The organism is Amycolatopsis heterodermiae (assembly GCF_034929455.1).
Classification (GTDB): domain Bacteria; phylum Actinomycetota; class Actinomycetes; order Mycobacteriales; family Pseudonocardiaceae; genus Amycolatopsis; species Amycolatopsis heterodermiae.
Window position 1 is genome coordinate 1,143,566 of record NZ_JAYFSI010000002.1, and the last position, 21,429, is coordinate 1,164,994.

The following is a 21,429-nucleotide window of genomic DNA, read 5'->3' on the forward strand; positions in this document are numbered from 1 at the left end:
GTGGGTTACCACAGGCAAGAGGTCTTCAACCCGTGGTCCGCGGGTGGACACCGGCGCCCGGCCGGGGGACCCTGGTGGTCACGAGCAGCCGGTGAAGGGCTGGTGATGGCCACGGGCGTGACGGTCATTCCGCTGTGGACAGGCCAGTCCTTGGTCTTGGCGGTGTCGGACGCCGCCGGGCCGGCGGACTTCCCGGCCGCGTTGCTGACGGCCACGGCCGGAATTCCGTTGCCACCGCTGGTGGTGCTCGACCTGCGGGACGTCCGGGTGCTGCCGGTGCACGCGGCCCGGGCTGTCGTCGCGTTCGTGCGCACCGCCGCCGACAGCGGCACCAGGTGCGTGCTGCTGCCCGATTCCGCGAACGCCGCGGCGCGGGCGGTGCTGGACGTCGTCGATCCCGCGAAAGCCGTGCCCCGGGCCGCCACTTTGGAGCAAGCCCTGGGCGGGGCCAGGACGGAGCAGCCGTCCGCCGCAGGCGGGCGCACGGTCCACGACGTCGCCGACACCGGTGCCGCGGAAGAGCTCCTCAACGCGAGCTACGGCAGCCTGCGCCTGCAGACCCGAGGCGAGCAGCGCGGAATACGGATCGCCTCGACGAACCTGGGGCCGGTCCGGCTCGACGAGATCGATCTGCGGATGCGGTTCAGCGCCGACGTCGGCGGGATCGGCCAGTACTACTTCGCGCAGCTCACCGCCGGCCGGGTCGCCCAGACACGAGCCGGTGCCGAACAGCGCTACGCCGCGGGCGACCTGTTCTTCTCCGCCGAACCCGGCGAGCCGTACGCCGCCACGATCGAAGACACCGCGTACACGATAGCCGTGATCGAACCCTCCGTGATCGAAAGCATCGTCCGTTCCGAACCGGGACCGGCGTCAGCTGTCCGGTTCGCCAGTGACCGGCCGGTCCCGGAAGCAGCGTCCCGGACCTGGGTGTCCACTGTGGACCTGATGATCGAGGGTCTGGCGGCCGATCCCGGGGTGCTGGCCCATCCCCTGGTCGTGGCGAACGCAGCCCGGCTGCTGGCGGCGACCGCGCTGGCCACGTTCCCGAACACCGCGGCGGCCGAGCCCACGATCGAAGATCGCCACGACGCCCACCCGCAGACGCTGCGCCGCGCGATCGCGTACGTCGAAGGCCACGCCGACCGGGACATCGGCGTCGCCGACGTCGCCCGGGCAGCGGGGGTCACGGTCCGCGCGGTGCAGCTGGCGTTCCGCCGCCACCTCGGCCTGACGCCGATGGCCTACCTGCGGCGCGTCCGCCTCGACTGCGCACACGCCGACCTGCGCGCGGGAATCCCCGGCCGCGACACGGTCACCGAGATCGCCGGGCGATGGGGCTTCGGCAGCGCGGGCGTGTTCGCCACCCGCTACCGCGCGGCCTACGGCGAACTGCCGTCACAGACGTTGCGCCGGCCCTGAGCAGCCGATGATCACCCGGTCGCGAAGTGTAAGCGGTCCGTAAGAGGGCATGCCCCCTCCGTCCGGTTCGGCCCGCACGAGGTCAAGGGGTGGAGTTCAGATGGGTGCACTCGACATGGTCGTCCCGGTCGCGGCGACGCGCCGGCTGACGACGCACGTGCTGGTCGCCGACCGCACGGTCGCGGTCGCCGCGGTCGGCACGCTCACCGAAGCCGGCGTGCCCGCATTGGTCATCGAACTCGCCGAGGCGTTCGAACTGTGCACCGGCACCGTGGTCCTGGACCTGTCGTCCTGCACCACCCACGGCGACACGGTCGTCGCGGTGGTCAAGAGGGCGGTCGTGCGGGCGCATCGCACGAAGTGCGGTTTCCGGGTGGCGACGACCGACCGGGCCGTGGCGTCCGCGTTGGATTCCGAAGGAATTCTGCGGGTCTGACACCGCCGCCCGGTCCGCCCCGGGTCAGGCGCCGGCCGTGTCCGGGTCGATGGTGTCGTGGTCCAGGCTGACGAGCGTCATGATCAGGTCCGCGTTGGTGCCGGCCGGGGCGTAGAGCCGCAGCTCGGTGCCGTTGTCGCGGTGCAGGGCGCGCAGCCGGTGCAGGGCCGAGACGCCGGCGCTGGCCAGGTGGGTGACGCCGGTCAGGTCGACGGTCAGCGACCGCGCCCCGGTGGAACCCGCGGTCCGCACGCCCCGGTCGAACTCGCCCGCGGTCGCCGCGTCGACGCCGCCGTCGACCCGGATGCGCGGGCCGGGTGCCCAGGGCTCGTCCAGCACCAGCAGCGGTTCCCGGCGCACCGGCGGCCGGGTGGCCGCGGTCCAGGCCAGCTCGTCCGCGTTCAGCAGCCGGGCCGGGTGGCTGAGCCGCAGGGACAGCGTGGCGGTGGTGCCGGTGTCGTCGTGCTCGACGCGCAGGTCGTCCACGAGCTGCTCGGCGATCAGCAGGCCCAGCCCCCGGTCGGCGGAGGGCGCGGGTGGCCGCCAGCGGCCGCGGTCGATGACTCGGAGGCGGGCCTGGCCGGTGCCGGTGAGGGCGGCGGTGACGGTGAAGGAATGGTCGTCCGCGGAATCGATGTAAGCGTGTTCGATCGCGTTGGTGGCCAGTTCGACGGCCGCGTGCCGGAGCGCGTCGGCGTCCCGGCCGTCGACCCGGGCGGCCCCCAGCCACTCCTCGAGCTGCTGGTGGAACGACCCGAGCGATGCGGCGGTGGCCGGGTGGTCCCACGCCCGGTCCGGCGCCGGGGCGACGAGCTGCCCGGCGAGCAAGGTGATGTCGTCGGTGTGCCCGGTGATCCGGACCAGCAGCTCCAGCGTCTGCGTGCACACCCGGTCGGCCGGGGACGCGGCGTCGTCGCGCAGGGCGCGGTCGGCGGCGACGTCGGCCGCGGCCTGCGCCAGCTCGACGGTGCTCTGCGGCAGGTCGCGGCCGGGGCGTTCCAGGATCCCGTCGGTGTAGAGCAGGATCATTTCGCCTTCGGCCAGCCGGTCCTTGCCCACGGTTCCGGCCGTGAACTCGCCGCCGACCCCGATCGGGCCGGCGCCGGTGGCCGGCAGGTAGCGTCTTTCCCCGGTGGGGGAGAGCACGAGCGGGGGCGGGTGGCCGGCCGTGCAGTACTCGAGCGCGCCGGTGGCCGGGTCGAGCAGGACGACGCAGACCGTGGCCGCCCGGGCACCCCGGATCCGGTCCGCGGCGGCGTCGAGGCCGGCCAGCGCCGTGGCGACCTCGCCGTCGGTGAAGAGCCGTTCGTGCAACAGGGTTCGCAGCTGGCCCATCGTGGCCGACGCGGTCACGCCGTGGCCGACCACGTCGCCGACGACCAGCGCGACCCGGCCGTCGGGCAGCGCCTGGGAGTCGAACCAGTCACCGCCTGCTGCGTCTTCGGCGTTGGCCAGCAGGTAGCTGGCCGCGACTTGGACTCGCGGCAGCACCGGCACCCCGCTCGGCAGCAGCTCGCGCTGCAGCGTGTCGATCACGTCCCGCGCCTGCTCGTACCGGCGCTCGGCCACGTTCGCCCGCTGCTGCGCCGCCTGCCGTTCGCGGACGCGCTCGGTCACGTCGGCCACCGACACGATCACGCCGGTGACCTCGCCGTCCGAGCCCAGCAGCGGGGTGATGCTGGCGTCCACGAAGAACTCCGCCTGCTCGCCGGTGTCGGGCAGGTCGAGCTGCAGCCGGAAGTCCCGGAGCAGCTCGGGTCCGTGGCCGTCGTACACCCGCTGGAAGGACTGGAACAGCTGCTGCCCGATCACCTCGGAAAAGGTTTCGTGGATCAGCTTCCCGACGACGTCCGCCCGGCCGGTCCACGCCCGGTACAGCCCCGTGGCGGCCATGACCCGCAGCTGTGGCCCTTCGAGCACGCCGACGATCAACGGCATCTGGTCGAAGACCCGGTGCACCAGAGCGGGTTCTCCGGCTAGTGCGGAGAGATCCCCGTCGGGCGCCGCGTTGTCCGTCATCGTGTTTCGTGTCCTCTCCGCCGGTCCGCCACCGAGCCGTAGCGTATCCGCGATCAGCAGGCGAAGCCGGTGCCCGCGCAGCCGATGCGGCCCCGGACGAGCTTGCCGTCGTCGTGGTGGCTCGTACCCCAGGCCACGCGGACCCGGTCGACCAGCTGCAGTCCCCGGCCACCCTCGTCGTCGTCCGGAGCGTGCAGCCGTGGCGAACCACAGCCGAGGTCGGCGACGGCCACCGTGACCTCGCACGGGTCTCCGAGCCGCTGGAGGCTCGCCCACGACGAGCAGCACGTCGATCCGGTGTGCTTCACCCGAGCGGGAGAGCCGGTCACGCACCCAGTGCCGGGCGGTGGCCGACTCACCCGGGTCGCGACCGGTGAGGGTCAGGCCTGCCGGCCCTCCTGGTCGCCTTCCGCCCAGGTCAACGGCAGGGGAGGCTCCTCTCGGGGACCGGCTGGAGGGGGACCGGTCAACCCGACTGCGGATCGGTGTCGTCGTGCGGGTCGCCGGACGAGGTGCCCTGATCGCCCCGGATCTCTTCCTTGCTTTCCTCGGAACCGGAGTCCTGGGGATGCTGCGGGTCTCGGCCGGGTTTGTGCTCTGCTGCGGTCATCCGGGTTCTCCTTCGCTGTGGCTGTCCTGCGCGGCTACCCCCGGGACGGCGGCACAAACCGCGGGTCGGCCGTCAGGAAGCCCTCAGCGCGTGACGACGCTCGGCGTAGGCGAGGTCGTCACGCCACAGCCGGGCCGCCGTGGGCCGCAGGAGCGGCCGGATCGCCGGGCGAGGTTGGCCGCTGTGCGTCCGGCGTTCCTCGGCACCGGCGGACTGCCGCCGCTGGACAACATCAGCGTCCTGGACCGGTACGAAGGCGAAGCGCGCCGATGAGCCCGGAGACCGCCGAGGTCCGGGTCGTCGGAGCGTGCATCCTGGTGCGCGAGGACTGCCCGCTGTTCCCGGTCGGCGGCTTCGCCCGGCGGCCGGGGCTCGGCCTGGCCGGTGACGCGATCCGCGTCGACCTGCCCGTCGCGCTCGGGGAGCGCGCGGCCACCACCGGCTGGACCGCTGCGAACACGCTGTTGCGCCGGTCAGGCCTCGGACCCCCAGCGCGGCCGCTCCGCCAGCAGCGCGGTCACCAGGCCCCGGGCGCCCTCGGCCAGGACCGCGCCCGCCGGCCCGGTCTCCACCAGTGGGTGCCGGAACCAGAACGCCTCGGCCAGCCAGTTCACCGCCCGGATCCGGTCGAGATCGCCCCGTGCCAAGCGATGCGGGCCCGGCGCGGACAACCGGCGGACGAGCCGCCACTGCCCCTCCGGCAATTCTCCGAGGATGACTTCGAGATCGTTGCGGACGTCGTCGGTGCCGCTCCATTCCCGCGTTCCCACAACCGTCTCTTCGCTGACCGCCATCTGCGCGGCCCTCCTTCCGCCAGCATGCTTCCGACCGGGTGCGCGGCCTTGGTACCCCGCCCGCCCGGGTCTCATGCGCAACCGACGCAGATCCGACGCAACTGGCCCCCGGTACCGCTCGCCGTGGCGGCCGACGAGGGTTAGCCTGGTGTCAACGGTTGATTCCCCAGCCTGCTCGCGTCGTAGTCGTCACGCGGAGGGCCGCTGTGGAATCGTTGTCCGGCTTCGAGCCGAAGGACCGACTGCTGGTGTCGCAATCCCACGGTGACCCGGCGGTGGTCAGCCTCACCGGTGAACTGGACGCGCACACGACGATGCTGGCGGCCCAGGCGGTGACCGCGTGCTTGGCGCAGGTCCCGCGGCCGCAGGTGCTCGTGGTGGACCTGACGCACCTGCGGTTCCTGTCGGTGGCGGGCGTGCGGATGCTGCACGACGCGGTCGACCACGCCGCCGCACGGAACATCTTGATCCGGATCGCGGCCAGCGAAAGCCCGGTGGTGGCCCGGGCCCTGGCGGTCACCGGCATGGACGCCGTGTTCGACATCTACCCCGATCGCGTGCTGGCCGTGAACACCGGGGAACGCGCCGAGTTCCTGCGGCTGGCTCAGGAGTGGCGGGATGACTGATCGCCGACCTCAGGCAAGGCCCTGAGAGCATCCGCGAGGCTGGTCACGTGCGCCGGGCCGTCCCGGCCGGGTCCCGCCGTCAGCAGGGTGATCCGCCGGCTCGCGCAAGCCGTCACGACCGCGTCGGGCGGCCTCCTCGGCCACTGTGCCCACAGCACCAGCGCCGCGGCCGGCCGGGACGTGCGGCCCAGGGCCTGCAGCAGCGCGGTGGTGGGCAGGTCGGTGCCGAGGACGAAGGCCGGGACGCCGCGTTCGCCCAGCGCGGCTCGCAGGACTTCGAGCGGCAGCGTGTGCCGTTCACCGGGGGCGCACGCCAGGAGCACGACCGGCCCGCCGGCCGTCTCCGGCCGGACGCGGTGCAACGCCGTGGTGATCACACCCGACAGCAGGTGCACGACGTCCGTGCAGGTGGTGACGTGCCCGCCGGCCGGCGCGGCGGCGGGACCGCCGAGCGTGGTCAGGGCCGGACGGCACCAGTGGTCCCAGGTCGTGGCCACCCCGTCGCGCGCCAGGCCCTCGTCCAAGGTGGCCGCGATGGCGTCGGCGTCCAACCGCAGTGCTGCCGCGACCATGTCGGCGGCTCCGGTCCACGCGCTGGCCGGGACCGCGAAGGTGAGCCGTGCGGCGGAGGCGACGCTCATGCCGTCGCCCACGAGCCGCCGCATCCGGCTGAGCGCGGCGACGTCCTCGCCGCTGTACCGGCGATGCGGCCCGCTGCCCGCACCGGTGACCGGGAGGTCGTAGCGGCGGTGCCAGCTGCGCAGCGTCGAAGGGGCGATGCCGAGCGACCGCGCGACCGCGCCCGGCGTCCAGGCCGCGGTCGGGCCGTCGGGGCGGGCGGGCATGGCGGCGACCTCTCCGCGGGGCGTCGTCCCCGCCTCGACGCGGTACCCCGTGCGCCGATGACAAAACGACACATCGGAGTACCGTTCGGATGTCCGATGATCGTGGTCCGGAGGAGGGAAACCGCACCGGTGACCGATGACGCGCAGGCCATCGACGCGGGCCTGAGCGCCGTGCTCGGGGCCATCGCCCGCACCCTGCAGGCCGAACCCGACGTCGACGCGACGCTCGTCGCGATCGTGAAGGCGGCCGAAGACCACATCGAAGGCACCCAGTACGCCGGCATCTCCCTGGTCGAAAAGGGGCACCGGATTCGCACCGTCGCCCCGACCGACGAGGTCGTTACCGAACTCGACGCCGTCCAGTACCGGACCGGCGAGGGACCTTGCGTGGACGCGATCACTGACCACCGCGTCTACCGGACCGGGAACATGCTCGACGAAGACCGCTGGCCCGCGTTCGCGCCGGCCGCCGCGGCCACCGGCGTCCGGTCGATGTTGTCGTACCGGCTGTTCGCCAGTGAAACCACGATGGGGGCGTTGAACCTCTACTCCCGCCGTCGAGACGCGTTCAGCGAGCAGACCGAGGAGGACGGCCGGGTGTTCGCCACGCACGCGGCGATCGCGCTGATCGGGGCGCAGACCGAAGCGCGGCTGGTCGCCGCGATCGAGACGCGCGACGTCATCGGCATGGCCAAGGGCATCCTCATGCAACGGCACGCCCTGGATCCGGTGCAGGCGTTCCGGATGCTGGTGGAGTCCTCCCAGAACGCGAACATGAAGCTCAACGAGGTCGCCGCGTGGCTGGTCGAGAACCACGGCGAGTTGTAGATCACGGCCCCTGACGGTGCACGGACGGCATGAAGGGGATGCTGCCGGCGAGGCAGCCGTGCCACTGGGCCGGCAGGTCCAGCTCGTTGATGTCGTCGAGGATCAGGGCGTCGTCGCGGAAGCCCGGCCGTGGGGGCAGCAGGACGAACAGCACCTGACGCTGGCGGCACGCGGCGAAGACCCAGGACATCGGGGGTTCGGTGGGGTCGAAACCGACGGCGAGGCTGCGCCCGCCCGCGTACACCGTCACGGCGGCAGGCTCCACCGAAAGCTCCACCGAGCCGGACGGCACCAGCGGCCACAGGTGGCGGGTCCACTCCCAGGTGCTCGGCGCGGCCATGCCGGCTGCGCTGAGCAGCGTGAACAGGCCGTCATGGTCGGCGATTTCGCCGGGCTGGAGCAGGAGAACGGGATAGGAGTCCGACTCGGCGTAGGTGAGGACGTCGATCTGCCAGCGGGACGGCATGGGCCCACTGCGCGTCACGGCCGGGCCTCGCCGTCGACGTCCTGGTGGGGGACGGCCCAGGGGCCCCGGGGCCGGGCCGGGATGTGGCTCATGGTGCCTCCGCTGGTCGTCGGCCGGTCAGCGCGTTTACCCGCCCAGCGGCCCGGCAACCCTCCGGCGCGCATCCGGGTTGCGGAGAGGAGGATCCGTGTATCGCGGCGACGAGCGGGTAGCCGCACCCGGAAGGTTCGCCGTGCTCGGGAGGAGATCATGCGGGTGGAGGAGGTCCCGGCCGGAACCGGCCGGGCCGGAGTGCTGCGGTTGACCGGGGTCATGGGTGAGGACGTGGCCGCCGACCAGCGGCAGCTGATCGACGCGGTGGTCACCGCACCACCGCCGTCCGTCCTGGTGCTCGACCTGACCGGGGTGACCGTGCTCCCGGCGTCCGGGATTCGCATGCTGCTGGTGTTCGTCGACGCCGTGGCCCTGCGCGGCATCCGGTGCCGGGTGGTGTTCCCGGACGACGGGGTGGTGCCCCGCCAGCTGGGCGTCGCGGGGGTCCTCCCGGCCCGCCTCGTGGTCTTCGGCACGCTCGAAGCGGCGCTGGCGGACGTCGGCGCCGACCACTGAGGACCCGGTCCGGGTTTTCCGGCCGTAGCGCGTTTATCCGGTCGTTTCCCGGAAACCTCTCCGCGCATGACCGCACCCGGTTCCCGGCGCTTGAGAGTGCTGCTCTGGCACGTGCACGGTTCGTGGACGGACGCCTTCGTCCGCGGCCGTCACGACTACCTCGTACCGGTTTCCCGTGGCGGTGCGCCGTGGGGACTGGGACGCGCGGGCCGGGACTGGCCTTCGGTGACGGAGGTACCGCTGGACCGGCTCGGCGACGCGCACCCGGATGTCGTTGTGCTGCAACGTCCCGAAGAACTGGATCTGGTCGCGCACCTGGGCGCGCCGTCCGTCTACGTCGAACACAACGCGCCACGGCCCCGCGCGGCGTCGAGCGAGCACCCGCTGGCCGGCCGGGGCGACATCCGCGTCGCGCACGTGACGCACTTCAACGACGCGATGTGGGACTGCGGCCGCGCACCCACGACCGTGGTGCCGCACGGGATCCCCGATCCCGGTGCGCACTACACCGGTGAGCTGGCCGCCGGGGTGTCGATGATCAACGAGCCCGTCCGCCGGCGCCGGGTCACCGGGGCGGACCTGCTCGGCACGCTCGCCGGCGTGGCGCCCGTCGAGGTGTTCGGGATGGGCACCGAGGCGCTCGGCGGGCGGCTGCGCGGACTTGGTGACGTCCCGGCGCCCGCGCTGCATCACGAGGTCGCCCGCCGCCGCGTCTACCTGCACACCGCCCGCTGGACGTCCTTGGGACTGTCCCTGCTGGAGGCGATGCACCTGGCGATGCCCGTCGTCGTCTTCGCGGCCACCGAAGCGCTCGCCGCGGTCCCCGCCGGCGCCGGTGTCCTGTCGACCGATGTTTCGGTGCTGGCGAAAGGGTTTCGCGAGCTGGTGCACGAACCCGACTTCGCCGTGCTCGCCGGCAAGAACGCCCGTGAGCACGCCTTGAGGCACTTCGGGCTGGACGCCTTCCTGTCCGCCTGGGACCACCTGCTCGCCGAGACGGCCCGCTGACCGAAGGGAACGCCGCACCGATGAAGATCGCGATGGTGTCGGAGCACGCCAACCCGCTGGCCGCCCTCGGCGAAGCCGACGCCGGGGGCCAGAACGTCCACGTCGCCGAACTGTCCGCCGCGCTGGTGCGCGCCGGGCACGAGGTCACCGTCCACACCCGCCGCGACAGCACCCGGGAACCCGCGGAAGTCCGCACCCCGCAGGGGTACCGGGTCGTGCACGTGCCCGCCGGCCCGCCGTGCCGGGTGCCGAAGGACGAGCTGCTGCCCCACATGGGCGAGTTCGGCAGCCGGTTGCGCGACCACTGGGCCGCCGACCGGCCCGACGTGGCGCACGCGCACTTCTGGATGTCCGGCCTGGCCACCGCGCTCGCGGCGGGCGAGACCGGCACACCGTTCGCGCAGACGTTCCACGCGCTCGGCGTCGTCAAGAAGCGGCACCAGGGCTTCCACGACACCAGCCCCGCCGACCGGAACCGCCTGGAGCGGATCATCGCGCGCCAGGCCGGCCGGGTGATCGCCACCTGCTCCGACGAGGTGTTCGAGCTGTCCCGCCTCGGGGTGCCGCGGGGGCGGGTCTCGGTCGTCCCGTGCGGGGTCGACCTCGCCCGGTTCACCCCGCGTGGCCCGATCGCGCTGCGCCGGGCCCGGCACCGCCTCGTCGCCGTCGGCCGGCTGGTGCCGCGCAAGGGGTTCGACACCGCCATCACCGCGCTCGCCCAGCTGCCGGACACCGAGCTGGTCGTCGTCGGCGGCCCCGAGCGTGGCCGGCTGGCGCAGGACCCCGAGGCCCGGCGGCTGCGAGCGCTCGCCGACCACCTCGGCGTCGCCCGGCGCGTGCGTTTCGCCGGGCAGGTGTCGCGGGAGAACATGCCCGCTCTGCTGCGCTCGGCCGACGTCGTCGTGTGCACCCCGTGGTACGAGCCGTTCGGGATCGTCCCGCTGGAAGCGATGGCGTGCGGCGTCCCGGTCGTGGCCACGGCGGTCGGCGGGCTGACCGACACCGTCGTCGAGGGCATCACCGGGCTGCTGGTGCGGCCGAACCAGCCCAAGGAACTGGTGGCGCGGCTGCGCCGGCTGCTCGGCGACGTGGCCCTGCGGCACGTCTACGGCGCCGCGGGCCGCGACCGGGCCGAGGTCCGGTACTCGTGGGACCGCGTCGCGGCCGACACGCTCCGGGCGTACCTGCAGCTCGTCCCGGAGCGCGTGGAGACCGCCGAGGCGCGGTGATCAGCCGACGTACCGCCGGGCCGCCGACCGGCGTTGCGGCTCCTCCAGCAGGACCAGGCCCGCTTCCACCCGCGCCGGGACGACCCGGCGCTCGGCCAGCACCCACGGCAGGCCGCGCACGACGTCGAGCAGGGCGGCCGCCGTGGCGCGGTCGGCCGGAGCCGATCGCAGGACGACGGCGCCGCGGCGGAAGACCGCGCGCCACGGCCGGCGCAGCAGGAGCGTCCACAGGGTGTTGCGGATGCCGAGGCGGCGGCGGTGGCGCGGGTCGCGCAGCTTCGACGGCGCGTGGTGGATCACCACGTCCTCGGCCCAGCACAGCCACCAGCCGCGGGCGGCGAGGTCGAGGGCGAACAGCTCCTCCTCCCCGCCCAGCCACATCCGCGGCGAGAACCCGCCGACCTCGTGGAACGCGCGGACGCGCACCGCGGTCAGCCCGGCCATGACGCCGAGCAGCGCCGGGCCGGGCAGCCAGTCCGGGCCGGGCACCGGCGAGTCGCGCAGCTCCGGGGTGATGGGGTCCTCGGCCAGGCCCGGCTCGACCAGGCAGCGGCCGGTCACCGCGGCGAGGCCGGGGTGCGCGTCCAGCAGGTCGGCGGCGCGGGTGAGGGCGCCCGGCTGCCAGCAGGTGTCGTCGTCGCAGAACGCGACGTACGGCGTGGTCACCTCGGCCACGGCGACGTTGCGCGCCACCGCCCCGAGGTTTTCGCCGAGCCGGAACAGCCGGACCCCGGGGAACTCCCGGGCGACGAGGTCGGCCGAGCCGTCCCCGGATCCGTTGTCCGCGACCAGGATCGGCGGGTCGTCCGGCAGTGACGTCATGTGTGTCAACGTCTCCCGCAGCTGCTCGCGGCGGTTGCGGGTGATGATCACGACCGAGATGCGGGCCATGCGGCGGTCCTTTCGAGGGTCTTGGCCTGGTTTTCGACGTGCTCGGGCAGCACCTGGCGTCCCCGCAGCGCCCGCGCCACCCGTGGCACCGCGCCGAGTCCGGCCGCGGGCGCGGTGCACAGCGTCCGGAAGACCTCCGGCCAGGGCCGCCGCAGCACCGTGATGAGCAGCCGGTTGCGCAGTTCGGCGCGGCGGCGCCACGAGGACGGCGGCCGTGACACCGACGGGTGGTGGTGCGCCCGCAGGTGCCCGGCGAAGCAGCTTTCCCAGCCGCGCGCGGCGAGGTCGTAGGCGAGCAGCTGCTCCTCCGCGCCGAAGTGCAGGAGGGGGCTGAACCCGCCGGCCTCCAGGTACGCCGTGCGCCGCACGATCGCGGAGCAGGCGAGGAACCCGAGCACCAGCGGACCGGGCGCGCCCTCCGGGTGACCGAGCGGGCTGCGTTCCATCTCGGGTGTCACCGGGTCGTCGTGTTCCTCCGGGCCGACCAGTGTCCGCGCGGCGAGCAGCCCGGTGCGCGGGTGGGCGTCGAAGATCCGCTCCGCCTCGGTCAGCGCGCCGGGCGCCCACCAGGAGTCGTCGTCGCTGAAGGCGACGTACGGCGTTTCGGCCGCCAGCACCCCGAGCGTCCGCGCGGCGGCGCCGAGGTTCCGGGGCAGGCGGATGAGCCGCACACCCGGAAACCCGACGGCGACCGCGGCGGTGCCGTCGGCGGAGGCGTTGTCCAGCACGACGACCGGCGGGGCGGGGTCCAAAGTGGACAGCCGGGTCAGGGTGCGGGCCAGCTCGCCGGCCCGGTTCCGCGTGGCGACGACCACCGTCGTCCGGCCGCTCACCGCTGCTCCGTCAGCTCGGCGAGCAGACGCGCCAGCGACGCCGCCGGTCCGGGCGGGCTCGCCGAAGCCCGGGCGCATGCCTCGGGGGAGAGGCACCACGCGAGCCGGTCGCCGAGCGCGGCGGTGTTTTCGGCGGCGAGTACCGGCCAGCCCAGGGCCGCGCCCTGGGCGGAAACCTTCCCGCCGCCCGCCACCGGATCGACGGCGAGCACCGGGACGCCCGCCTTGAGCCCGAGCACCAGGCCGTGCAGCCGGGTGCTGACCACGGCGTCCATTCTGGACAAGGCGGCGAGGAACTGGTCCGGGGTGGCGCACCGCTCCCAGTCGGCGTGCGCCAGCCGGGTGTCCAGCGGGACGCGGGCGCAGTCCAGTCCGGCGAGCCAGCCGGTCACCGCGTCGTGCACCTCGTCGTGCCGGCCGGCCGTACCGTATTCCGGCTGGTGCGGCGCGAGGACGACACCCAGCACCGGCGTCGCCGACGCGGCCGCCGCCAGCGACAGGTCCGGTTCGGCGGTTCCCCCGCCGTCGCGCGGCAGCACCCGGTGGAAACCGGTCACCGCCGGATCTGCGGGGTCGGGCACCGAGACGCCCACCGCGATCCGCCGGCAGCCGGCGTAGCGCTCGTGCAGTTCGGCAAGCCGCGGCCCGTGGATCGGCCCGCAGGCGAACACGACGTGGGTGTAGTCCGCCGGAGCGGCGCCGGACAGGTGCAGTGCTCCGGGCCGGAAGACCGGGCTCCACGCCACGTCGTGGTCGATCCCGGCCTCGGCCAGCGCGTCGCCGACCGCACGCGAGCTGAGGACGTCACCCGCCGTCGCCTCACCGTGCAGGAAACCGGCCCAGCCGGTGAGCAGTACGCGCATGGGCGGCCGTGTACCCGGTCGCGGCGCGCTCACACGGGTTTGCCCGCACGGGTGCCGGGTAGCCGGGGCCGCATGACGGAACCCGGAACGGCCAGGCGGTTCGAGCGTGCGGTGGTGACCGGGGGCGCCGGGTTCGTCGGGGCGCACCTGTGCGCGCTGCTGCTCGCCGAAGGCCTCGAAGTGATCGCGGTGGACAACCTCGTCACGGCCGCGCCCGGCTCGCTCGACGCCCTGCGGCGCGACGGGCGGTTCCGCTTCGCGCGGCACGACGTCACCCAGCCGTTCACCGTGGACGACCGTGCCGACGTCGTGTTCCACCTCGCCTGCCCGGCGTCCCCGCGTGACTACCTGGCCCTGCCGATCGAGACGCTGCGCGCCGGCGCGCTCGGCACCGAGCACGCCCTCGGCCTGGCCCGCCGTGACGGCGCCCGGTTCGTGCTCGCCTCCACCAGCGAGGTCTACGGCGACCCCCTGGAGCACCCGCAGCGGGAAAGCTACTGGGGCAACGTCAACCCGATCGGGCCACGCAGTGTCTACGACGAAGGCAAGCGCTACGCCGAGGCGCTCACGTCCGCCTACCGCCGCGAACACGGCGTCGACACCGCGATCGCGCGCATCTTCAACACCTACGGCCCGGGCATGCGCGCGGGGGACGGCCGGATGATCCCCGCTTTCCTGCGCCAGGCCCTCGCGGAAGAGCCGCTCACCGTCACCGGAACGGGGAACCAGACCCGGTCGATCTGCTACGTCGAGGACACCGTGGCCGGCCTGCTCGCCCTCGCCCGGTCGGCCCACCCGGGCCCGGTGAACCTCGGCAACCCGCACGAGCTGACCGTCCGGCAGGTGGCCGAGCGGATCCGGGCGCTCACCGGGTCGGCGTCCCCGATCGAGTTCGTGGACGCGATGACCGACGACCCGCAGCGCCGCTGTCCCGACATCTCGCTCGCGCGGGACGTGCTGGGGTGGGAACCGAAGATCGGCGCCGACGACGGGCTGCGTCGCACGGCGGTGTGGTTCCGGCGGTCGCCGTCGCGCTGAGTAGCGACGCCCAGGGCTTATGCCGCCCGTCGTTTATCGGCGACTTCGCCGGGTAGCGCCAGGGCGAACGCGGACCGGCCCGGCCCGCCCCGGAACGCCAGAGGCAGGTCGATGCGCATTCTCGGGATCAACGCCGTCTTCCACGACCCGGCCGCCGCCCTCGTCGTGGACGGTGAGATCGTCGCCGCGGCCGAAGAGGAACGGTTCAGCCGCCGCAAGCACGGCAAGCAGGCGGTGCCGTTCTCGACCTGGGAGCAGCCCGCGCAGGCCGCGGCCTGGTGCCTCGAACGCGCCGGGCTGACCGCGGCCGACCTCGACGCCGTCGGCTACTCCTACGACCCCGCCCTCGTCGAGCCCGGCCTGCCCGGGCACGACCCGAGCGGTGAGGAGCTGCGGACGGAGTTCGCGCGGCGGGCACCGAAGTTCCTCGCGGCCGCGCTGCCCGGGCTCGACCCGGGGATCGTGCGGTTCGTCCGCCACCACGTCGCGCACGCCGCTTCGGCCGCGCTCGCCGCGCCGTTCGGCGACTGCGCGGTCCTGGTCGCCGACGGCCGCGGCGAGAGCACGTCGTCGCTGGCGGGGGAGTACCGCGACGGCCGGTTCAAGGAGCTTGCGGCGCAACGGCTTCCGCACTCCCTCGGCCTGCTCTACGAAGACCTCACCGAACACCTCGGCTTCGCCCGCTCCAGCGACGAGTACAAGGTGATGGCCCTCGCCTCCTACGGCACCCCGGACCACCTGGACCGGCTCCGCGAGCGCGTTCACGTGACCGGGGACGGCGGCTTCCACGCTGCGGGGGTCGAGCTGGGCACGTACGCCCCGCGGCGCGAGCCCGGGGAACAGCTGACCCGGCGGCACGCCGACCTCGCGGCGAGCGTCCAGCGGGTGCTCGAGGACGTCCTGCTGGAGCTGGCGGACTGGCTGCACGCAAGCACCGGGCAGCGTGATCTGGCGCTGGCCGGCGGGATCGCGCTCAACTGCGTCGCCAACAGCCGGCTGCACGCCGAAGGCCCGTTCGACCGGATCTGGGTGCCACCCGCGGCCGGGGACGCGGGCACCGCGCTCGGCGCGGCCCTGCACCTGGCCGCCGAAGCCGGCGAACGCGGCGCTCCGATGGCCGGGGCGAATCTCGGTCGTGAATGGACGGACGCCGAGCTCGAAGACGTTCTGCGGCGGGCAAAACTGCCGTACGAGCGGCCGGAGGACGTGGCCGAGACCGTCGCCGAGGCGCTCGCGGACGACGCCGTGGTCGCCTGGTTCCAGGGCCGGGCCGAGTTCGGCCCGCGCGCGCTGGGGCACCGGTCGCTGCTGGCCCACCCCGGCCGCGCCGCCAACCTCGAACGGCTCAACGACGTCAAGGGACGCGAGCAGTTCCGACCGGTGGCGCCGATGGTCCGGGCCGAACGGGCGGCGGAGATCTTCGGCCGGGGCCCGCTGCCGAGCCCGTACATGCTGTTCGTGCACGACGTCGCGCCGGAGTGGCGCGCCCGGATCCCCGCCGTCACCCACGTCGACGGGACCGCCCGCGCGCAGACCGTCGACGACCGCGAAAACCCGGTGCTGGCCCGGATGCTGGCCGGTTTCGAACGGCGGACCGGGCTGCCGGTCGTGATCAACACCAGCCTGAACACCGCGGGCCGGCCGATGGCCGACTCGCCCCGCGACGCGCTCGAATGCTTCGGCTCGGCGCCGATCGACCTGCTCGCGCTGGGGCCGTTCGTGCTCCGGCGCGCCCTGCGACCCGGCGCGGCGTCGCCGGAGGAGGAGCTGACGTGATGGAGGACCACCTCGCCGCGTTGACCGAGGCCGCCCGCCGCACCAGCGCGGCCGCCCCGACGATCGCGGCCTGGGGCCGGCACCTCGCCGCCGTGTTCGAGCACGGCGGCCGGCTGCTCGCCTGCGGCAACGGCGGCAGTGCCGCCGAAGCCCAGCACCTGACCGGGGAGCTGGTCGGCCGCTTCCGCCACGAGCGGCGCCCGCTCTCGGCGATCGCGCTGCACGCCGACACCTCGGCGACCACCGCCATCGTCAACGACTACGGCGACCACGAGGTCTTCGCCCGGCAGGTGCACGCCCACGGCCGTCCCGGCGACGTCCTGGTGTGCCTGTCGACCAGTGGCAGTAGCCAGAACGTCGTCGCCGCCGCGAAAGCCGCGCACGAGGTGGGGGTCACGGCGTGGGCGCTGACCGGGCCCGCGCCCAACCCGCTGGCCGCGCTGTGCGACGACGCCGTCACGGTCGAAGCGCCGTCCACCGCGACCGTCCAGGAGCTGCACCTGGCTTTGGTGCACGCGCTGTGCGCAGCCCTCGACGACGCGCTCGGGGTGACCGCGTGAAGCCGCTCGTCGTCCTCGGCGACGCCTTGCTCGACGTCGACGTGGAGGGCACCGCCGACCGGCTGTGCCCGGAGGCGCCGGTGCCGGTGGTCGACCTGCGGTCCCGGCGGCGCCGGCCGGGCGGTGCCGGGCTCGCCGCGGTGCTGGCGGCCCGGTCCGCGGCCGACGTCGTGCTGGTCACGCCGCTCGGGGACGACGACGCGGGCCGCGCCCTGACCGGCCTGCTCGAACCCGGCGTCACGGTCGTGCCGCTGCCGATGCGGGGCACCACGGTGTGCAAGACGCGGGTGCGGGCCGGCGGGCAGTCGTTGCTGCGCCTGGACTCCGGTGACGGCACGGCGACCGCGGACCCGCTGCCGGAGCGTGTCGCCGACCTGCTGGCCGGGGCCGGCGCGGTCCTGGTCGCCGACTACGGCCGCGGCCTGACCCGCCACCCGCACGTCCGGCGCCTGCTGCGGGAACGGGCCGGGCGGATCCCGGTCGTGTGGGACCCGCACCCGCGTGGCGCCCGGCCGGTCCCCGGCGTCACGCTGGTCACGCCGAACCTCGCCGAGGCCCGCGCGGTGCTGGCGGGGCACGACGACCCGGCGGAGCTGGCCAAGCTGCTGCGCGGGCACTGGCACGCCGGCGCGGTGGCCGTCACCGTCGGCGCCCGCGGCGCGGTCGTCGCCGGCGGGCTCGGCGAAACCGCCGTCCCGGTCCCGCGTCCGGCGCGCACCCCGGGACACACCGCACCGGACACGTGCGGTGCGGGCGACCGGTTCGCGGCCGCGGCGGCCGCGGCCCTGGCCGGCGGCGCGGACACCACCGAAGCCGTCACCACGGCCGTCGAGGCGGCGGCGCGGTTCGTCCTCGACGGCGGCGCGCCCGCGCTGTCCACCGACGACGGCCCGGTACCGGACCCGCAGCCGGCGGCCGGCGCGTTCGGCCTCGCGGACCGGATCCGCGCGGCCGGCGGCCGGCTGGTCGCCACCGGCGGGTGCTTCGACCTGCTGCACCCCGGCCACGTCAGCCTGCTCCGGCAGGCCCGCGCCCTCGGCGACGCGCTGGTCGTCTGCCTGAACTCCGACGCGTCCGTACGGGCGCTCAAGGGACCCGGCCGGCCGCTCGTCCGCGAGCGCGACCGGGCCCGGCTGCTCACCGCACTGTCCTTTGTGGACGCCGTGGTCGTCTTCGGCGAGCCGTCCCCGGCGGCCGTCCTCGACCGGCTCCGCCCGGACGTCTGGATCAAGGGCGGCGACTACGCGCACGCGGACCTGCCCGAACGCGAGGTCGTCGAGCGGCACGGCGGAGAGGTCGTGCTCGTCCCGACCGTGCCCGGCTATTCGACCTCCCGGCTGGTCGCCGCCGCGACCGCGTCCTGACCACCGAGCACCTCTGGAGGAGAACGATGCGACCCCTCGGCAACGTCCTGATCACCGGTGGCGCGTCCGGCCTCGGCGCCGCCACCGCCGACGCCGTCCGCAAAGCGGGCGGTACACCGTACGTCCTCGACCGCGTGCGGCCGGACGACCCGGCCGAGTACGCCGAGGCCGACCTGGCCGACACCGCCGCGGCCGAACGCGCCGTGCACGACCTGGCCGGACGCGCGGGAGGACTCGACGGCGTGGTCACCGCCGCGGGCATCGACGCGTGCGGCCCGCTCGGCCAGGTGACCACCGCGGACTGGGAACGCGTCGTGCAGGTGAACCTGTTCGGCACCGCCGCCGTGGTCCGCGCCGCGTTGCCGTACCTGGAGCGCTCGCACGGCACGGTCGTCACCGTGGCGTCCACACTGGGCATCAAGGCCGTCGGCGACGCGACCGCCTACTGCGCGGCGAAGTTCGGTGTCGTCGGCTTCACCCGGGCCCTGGCCGCGGAGCTGGCCGGCCGGGTCGGCGTCACCCTGCTCATCCCCGGCGGGATGTGGACGCACTTCTTCGACGACCGCACCGACCAGTACAAACCGCCGCCGGACGCGAAGCTGAACCGGCCCGAGCACGTCGCGGACACCGTCGTCTTCGCGCTCGGGCAGCCACCGGGCGCGGAGGTCCGGGAACTCGTCGTGTGCGCGTCCGAAGAGGGGTCCTGGCCGTGACCGTCCTCGTGCTGCGCGCCCTGGGGATCGGCGACCTGCTGACCGCCGTGCCCGCGCTGCGGGCCCTGCGCGCCGCGTACCCGGACGACCGGCTCGTGCTGGCCGCGCCGGACGGGCTCCGCGACCTCGTCGCGCTGGTCGGCGCCGTCGACGAGCTGCTGCCCACGGCCGGGCTCGGGCAGCTGGCTTGGCCGGGACCGCCGCCGAAGCTCGCGGTCAACCTGCACGGGAGCGGCCCGGAAAGCCTGCGCGACCTCCTCGCGACCGGCCCCGCGGCGCTGCTCGCACACCACCACCCGGACTTCCCCGGCGTGCCCGGCCTCGCCTGGCGGGACGACCTGCACGAAGTCGACCGCTGGTGCCGGTTGCTGGAGTACGCCCGCCTCGACGTGGACCGCACCGCCCTGCGGCTGCCCGTGCCACCCGGGCCGAGCCCGGCGCCGGACGCGGTCGTGGTGCACCCCGGCGCGGCGTTCCCCGCGCGCCGCTGGCCGCCCGAGCGGTTCGCCCGCGTGGTCGGTGACCTCGTCGCGGCCGGCCACCGGGTCGTGCTGACCGGCAGCGCCGGCGAACGTGACTTGGCCCGCGGCATCGCGGAGCGGGCCGGGCTCGGCGAGGACGCCGTGCTCGCCGGGCGCACCGGCCTGGCCGGGCTGGCCGCGCTGGTGGCCGGGGCGTCCCTGGTCGTCTGCGGCGACACCGGCGCCGGGCACCTGGCGACCGCGTTCGGCACGCCGTCGGTCCTGCTGTTCGGGCCGACGCCCCCGCGGCTGTGGGGCCCGCCGCCGTCGGCGAGGCAGCACGTGGTCCTGTGGACGGGAAACGTCGGCGATCCCCACGGTGGTGAGCCCGACGAAGGGCTGTTGCTGCTGTCGGAGGAGCGGGTGCTCGCGGCCGCCCGCGCGGCGCTCGAAGCCCGGGTGCCGCATGGCTGAGCACATCGGGGTGGTGGGCGCGGGCTACGTCGGGCTGACGAGCGCCGCCTGCTTCGCCCGGCTCGGGCACCAGGTGACCTGCGTGGACACCGACGAGTCCAAAGTGGACGCCCTGCGGCGTGGCGAGGTGGCGATCGGCGAACCGGGCTTGGCCGGGCTCGTCGCCGGAGGGCTGGCCGACGGCACGCTCTGCTTCACCACGGCTCAGGCGCAGCTGCACGGCGTCGACCTCGTCCTGCTGTGCCTCCCGACGCCGCCGGGCGGTGACGGCCGTCCCGATCTCGGCGTTCTCGAGCACGTCGTGCCGCAGCTGGGCCGGCTGCTGCGGCCCGGCTGCGTGGTGGTCACCAAGTCGACGGTGCCGGTCGGCACCGCGGCCCGGCTGCCGCGCCTGCTGGGGCGCCCTGACCTGCCGGTGGTGAGCAACCCCGAGTTCCTGCGCGAGGGCCACGCGGTCGAGGACTTCCGGCACCCGGACCGCGTGGTGGTCGGCACGGACCCGCCGGACTCGGCCGCCGCCCGGCGCGTCGCGCGGCTGTACGAACCGACCGGCGCGCCGGTCGTGCGCACCGACGCGGCCAGCGCCGAACTGGCGAAGTACGCCAGCAACGCGTTCCTCGCCGTGAAGCTGTCCTACGTGAACGTCCTCGCGGAACTGTGCGAGCGGTTCGGCGCCGACGTCCGCGAAGTCGCGCACACCATGGGCCTCGACGCGCGGATCGGGCCGCACTTCCTCGCCCCCGGGCCGGGCTGGGGCGGTTCGTGCCTGCCCAAGGACACGACGGCCCTGCTGCACGCGGCCGACGCGGCGGGCGTCGACTTCGGCATCCTGCGCGACGCCGTCCGCGTCAACGCCCGGCAGCGCGCCCGGGTGGTGCGGGCCGTGCGGCGGGCCGTCACCGGCTCGGTGTCGGGTTCGCTGGCGGGCGCGCGGCTCGGCCTGCTCGGCCTGGCGTTCAAGGCGGGCACCGGCGATCTGCGTGACTCGCCCGCGCGGGCGGTGGCCGAGGAGCTCGCCGGTCAGGGCGCGGAGCTCACCGCCTACGACCCGGCGGTCGGGTGCGTGCCCGGCCTCGACGCGGTCCAGGTGGTCGACGACCCGTACCTGGTGGCCAAGGACGCCGTGGCGCTGGTGGTGCTCACCGAGTGGCCGGAGTTCCGGGACCTCGACTGGGCCCGGCTGGCCGCCGCCGCGGCCGGCACGGTGGTGGTCGACACCCGCAACCTGCTCGACGCGGACGTCCTCGCCGCGGCGGGTTTCGCCCACCACGGCGTCGGCGTTCCACTCCGGACGTCCTGATTGGTCCGTTCGGGTGACACCGGGAGTGTCCGGCCGATGCCGGGGTACGCCGCCCGGACCTTCGAAACCGTCAGGGGAAATCATGCCGAACCGCTTGCGTATCAGCCGTGACGCGGCGCCGATCCCGTGCGAGGCGTGCGGACGGGCGACGCTGTACGTCGCCCGTCTCGTCTCGGAGGACGGCACCCAGCTCGGCCAGACCCTGGTGTGCACGTCCTGCCGGCGGCACCGCGCCGAGGCCACCGCCACCCCGACTCGGTGAGC

25 protein-coding genes and 1 pseudogene are annotated in these 21,429 nt (G+C 74.5%); 16 read left to right on the top strand and 10 right to left on the bottom strand.

What is annotated here, in order from left to right; all coding sequences use genetic code 11:
* Window positions 1-105 precede the first annotated feature (105 nt).
* Window positions 106-1,422: a helix-turn-helix transcriptional regulator gene (locus VA596_RS15760; RefSeq protein WP_323327635.1), complete on the top strand. Its 1,317-nt coding sequence runs from the start codon at window positions 106-108 to the stop codon at window positions 1,420-1,422.
* Between the two features lie 100 nt (window positions 1,423-1,522).
* Window positions 1,523-1,858: a hypothetical protein gene (locus VA596_RS15765; RefSeq protein WP_323327638.1), complete on the top strand. Its 336-nt coding sequence runs from the start codon at window positions 1,523-1,525 to the stop codon at window positions 1,856-1,858.
* Between the two features lie 24 nt (window positions 1,859-1,882).
* Here the strand turns inward: VA596_RS15765 and VA596_RS15770 are convergent, their stop codons facing one another.
* The 4 genes from VA596_RS15770 to VA596_RS50665 form a co-directional block, all read right to left on the bottom strand.
* Window positions 1,883-3,877, bottom strand: coding sequence for a SpoIIE family protein phosphatase (locus tag VA596_RS15770; protein ID WP_323327640.1), 1,995 nt, complete (start codon window positions 3,875-3,877; stop codon window positions 1,883-1,885).
* Between the two features lie 53 nt (window positions 3,878-3,930).
* Entirely contained in the window at window positions 3,931-4,185 is a 255-nt protein-coding gene (locus VA596_RS15775) for an ATP-binding protein (RefSeq protein ID WP_323327642.1), read from the bottom strand.
* Between the two features lie 158 nt (window positions 4,186-4,343).
* Window positions 4,344-4,487, bottom strand: coding sequence for a hypothetical protein (locus tag VA596_RS15780; RefSeq protein WP_323327643.1), 144 nt, complete (start codon window positions 4,485-4,487; stop codon window positions 4,344-4,346).
* Between the two features lie 72 nt (window positions 4,488-4,559).
* Window positions 4,560-4,649, bottom strand: coding sequence for a DUF5914 domain-containing protein (locus VA596_RS50665; RefSeq protein ID WP_410171888.1), 90 nt, complete (start codon window positions 4,647-4,649; stop codon window positions 4,560-4,562).
* Between the two features lie 18 nt (window positions 4,650-4,667).
* Here VA596_RS50665 and VA596_RS15785 point away from each other — a divergent pair.
* Window positions 4,668-4,984, top strand: a pseudogene (locus VA596_RS15785) (isorenieratene synthase); the annotation flags it as partial.
* Here the strand turns inward: VA596_RS15785 and VA596_RS15790 are convergent.
* Window positions 4,961-5,281 carry a hypothetical protein gene (locus tag VA596_RS15790; protein ID WP_323327776.1) on the bottom strand — a complete coding sequence of 107 codons (321 nt, stop codon included), beginning with the start codon at window positions 5,279-5,281 and terminating at the stop codon, window positions 4,961-4,963. The pseudogene VA596_RS15785 and the gene VA596_RS15790 overlap by 24 nt on opposite strands.
* Window positions 5,282-5,529: 248 nt before the next feature.
* Between VA596_RS15790 and VA596_RS15795 the strand changes: the two genes are divergently transcribed.
* Window positions 5,530-5,907, top strand: a complete 378-nt coding sequence (locus tag VA596_RS15795; protein ID WP_323327645.1) for an STAS domain-containing protein — start codon at window positions 5,530-5,532, stop codon at window positions 5,905-5,907.
* Here VA596_RS15795 and VA596_RS15800 read toward each other — a convergent pair.
* The gene (locus VA596_RS15800; protein ID WP_323327647.1) at window positions 5,886-6,752 is read right to left on the bottom strand and encodes a MerR family transcriptional regulator; all 867 of its coding nucleotides are present in this window, start codon (window positions 6,750-6,752) and stop codon (window positions 5,886-5,888) included. The genes VA596_RS15795 and VA596_RS15800 overlap by 22 nt on opposite strands.
* A gap of 129 nt (window positions 6,753-6,881) precedes the next feature.
* Here VA596_RS15800 and VA596_RS15805 point away from each other — a divergent pair, with 129 nt between their 5' ends.
* Entirely contained in the window at window positions 6,882-7,580 is a 699-nt protein-coding gene (locus VA596_RS15805) for a GAF and ANTAR domain-containing protein (protein ID WP_323327649.1), read from the top strand.
* 1 nt (window position 7,581) lies between these two features.
* On the opposite strand, the gene VA596_RS15810 is transcribed toward VA596_RS15805, so the two are convergent.
* Complete coding sequence (locus VA596_RS15810) at window positions 7,582-8,046, bottom strand: hypothetical protein (protein WP_323327651.1); 465 nt, start codon at window positions 8,044-8,046, stop codon at window positions 7,582-7,584.
* Between the two features lie 249 nt (window positions 8,047-8,295).
* Here VA596_RS15810 and VA596_RS15815 point away from each other — a divergent pair, with 249 nt between their 5' ends.
* The 3 genes from VA596_RS15815 (at window position 8,296) to VA596_RS15825 (ending at window position 10,892) form a co-directional block, all read left to right on the top strand.
* Window positions 8,296-8,655 (top strand): STAS domain-containing protein, encoded by a 360-nt coding sequence (locus VA596_RS15815; protein ID WP_323327653.1) that lies wholly within the window; start codon window positions 8,296-8,298, stop codon window positions 8,653-8,655.
* A gap of 66 nt (window positions 8,656-8,721) precedes the next feature.
* A complete protein-coding gene (locus VA596_RS15820; RefSeq protein ID WP_323327655.1) occupies window positions 8,722-9,663 on the top strand; it encodes a glycosyltransferase in 942 nt (313 codons plus the stop codon).
* Window positions 9,664-9,683: 20 nt separating this feature from the next.
* Window positions 9,684-10,892: a glycosyltransferase gene (locus tag VA596_RS15825; RefSeq protein ID WP_323327657.1), complete on the top strand. Its 1,209-nt coding sequence runs from the start codon at window positions 9,684-9,686 to the stop codon at window positions 10,890-10,892.
* On the opposite strand, the gene VA596_RS15830 is transcribed toward VA596_RS15825, so the two are convergent.
* From VA596_RS15830 to VA596_RS15840, 3 genes are read right to left on the bottom strand one after another with little or no spacing between them, the layout of a single operon-like run.
* Window positions 10,893-11,783, bottom strand: a complete 891-nt coding sequence (locus VA596_RS15830; protein WP_323327659.1) for a glycosyltransferase family 2 protein — start codon at window positions 11,781-11,783, stop codon at window positions 10,893-10,895.
* On the bottom strand, window positions 11,762-12,616 hold the full coding sequence (locus VA596_RS15835) for a glycosyltransferase family 2 protein (RefSeq protein WP_323327661.1): 855 nt from the start codon (window positions 12,614-12,616) through the stop codon (window positions 11,762-11,764). Before VA596_RS15835 ends, VA596_RS15830 begins: the two co-directional genes overlap by 22 nt.
* Window positions 12,613-13,479: a polysaccharide pyruvyl transferase family protein gene (locus VA596_RS15840; protein ID WP_323327663.1), complete on the bottom strand. Its 867-nt coding sequence runs from the start codon at window positions 13,477-13,479 to the stop codon at window positions 12,613-12,615. The genes VA596_RS15835 and VA596_RS15840 overlap by 4 nt, the downstream gene beginning before the upstream one ends.
* Before the next feature lie 72 nt (window positions 13,480-13,551).
* On the opposite strand from VA596_RS15840, the gene VA596_RS15845 reads away from it, so the two are divergent.
* The 8 genes from VA596_RS15845 (at window position 13,552) to VA596_RS15880 (ending at window position 21,427) form a co-directional block, all read left to right on the top strand.
* Window positions 13,552-14,517 (top strand): UDP-glucuronic acid decarboxylase family protein, encoded by a 966-nt coding sequence (locus VA596_RS15845; protein WP_323327665.1) that lies wholly within the window; start codon window positions 13,552-13,554, stop codon window positions 14,515-14,517.
* Between the two features lie 111 nt (window positions 14,518-14,628).
* The gene (locus VA596_RS15850) at window positions 14,629-16,293 is read left to right on the top strand and encodes a carbamoyltransferase family protein (protein WP_323327667.1); all 1,665 of its coding nucleotides are present in this window, start codon (window positions 14,629-14,631) and stop codon (window positions 16,291-16,293) included.
* Window positions 16,293-16,853, top strand: coding sequence for a D-sedoheptulose-7-phosphate isomerase (locus VA596_RS15855; protein ID WP_323327770.1), 561 nt, complete (start codon window positions 16,293-16,295; stop codon window positions 16,851-16,853). Before VA596_RS15850 ends, VA596_RS15855 begins: the two co-directional genes overlap by 1 nt.
* Window positions 16,850-18,217, top strand: a complete 1,368-nt coding sequence (locus VA596_RS15860; protein ID WP_323327669.1) for a PfkB family carbohydrate kinase — start codon at window positions 16,850-16,852, stop codon at window positions 18,215-18,217. The genes VA596_RS15855 and VA596_RS15860 overlap by 4 nt, the downstream gene beginning before the upstream one ends.
* 26 nt (window positions 18,218-18,243) lie before the next feature.
* Complete coding sequence (locus VA596_RS15865) at window positions 18,244-18,930, top strand: SDR family oxidoreductase (protein ID WP_323327670.1); 687 nt, start codon at window positions 18,244-18,246, stop codon at window positions 18,928-18,930.
* On the top strand, window positions 18,921-19,865 hold the full coding sequence (locus VA596_RS15870; RefSeq protein WP_323327772.1) for a glycosyltransferase family 9 protein: 945 nt from the start codon (window positions 18,921-18,923) through the stop codon (window positions 19,863-19,865). The genes VA596_RS15865 and VA596_RS15870 overlap by 10 nt, the downstream gene beginning before the upstream one ends.
* Window positions 19,858-21,165: a UDP-glucose dehydrogenase family protein gene (locus VA596_RS15875; RefSeq protein WP_323327672.1), complete on the top strand. Its 1,308-nt coding sequence runs from the start codon at window positions 19,858-19,860 to the stop codon at window positions 21,163-21,165. Before VA596_RS15870 ends, VA596_RS15875 begins: the two co-directional genes overlap by 8 nt.
* Before the next feature lie 82 nt (window positions 21,166-21,247).
* On the top strand, window positions 21,248-21,427 hold the full coding sequence (locus tag VA596_RS15880; RefSeq protein ID WP_323327674.1) for a hypothetical protein: 180 nt from the start codon (window positions 21,248-21,250) through the stop codon (window positions 21,425-21,427).
* Window positions 21,428-21,429: the final 2 nt, after the last annotated feature.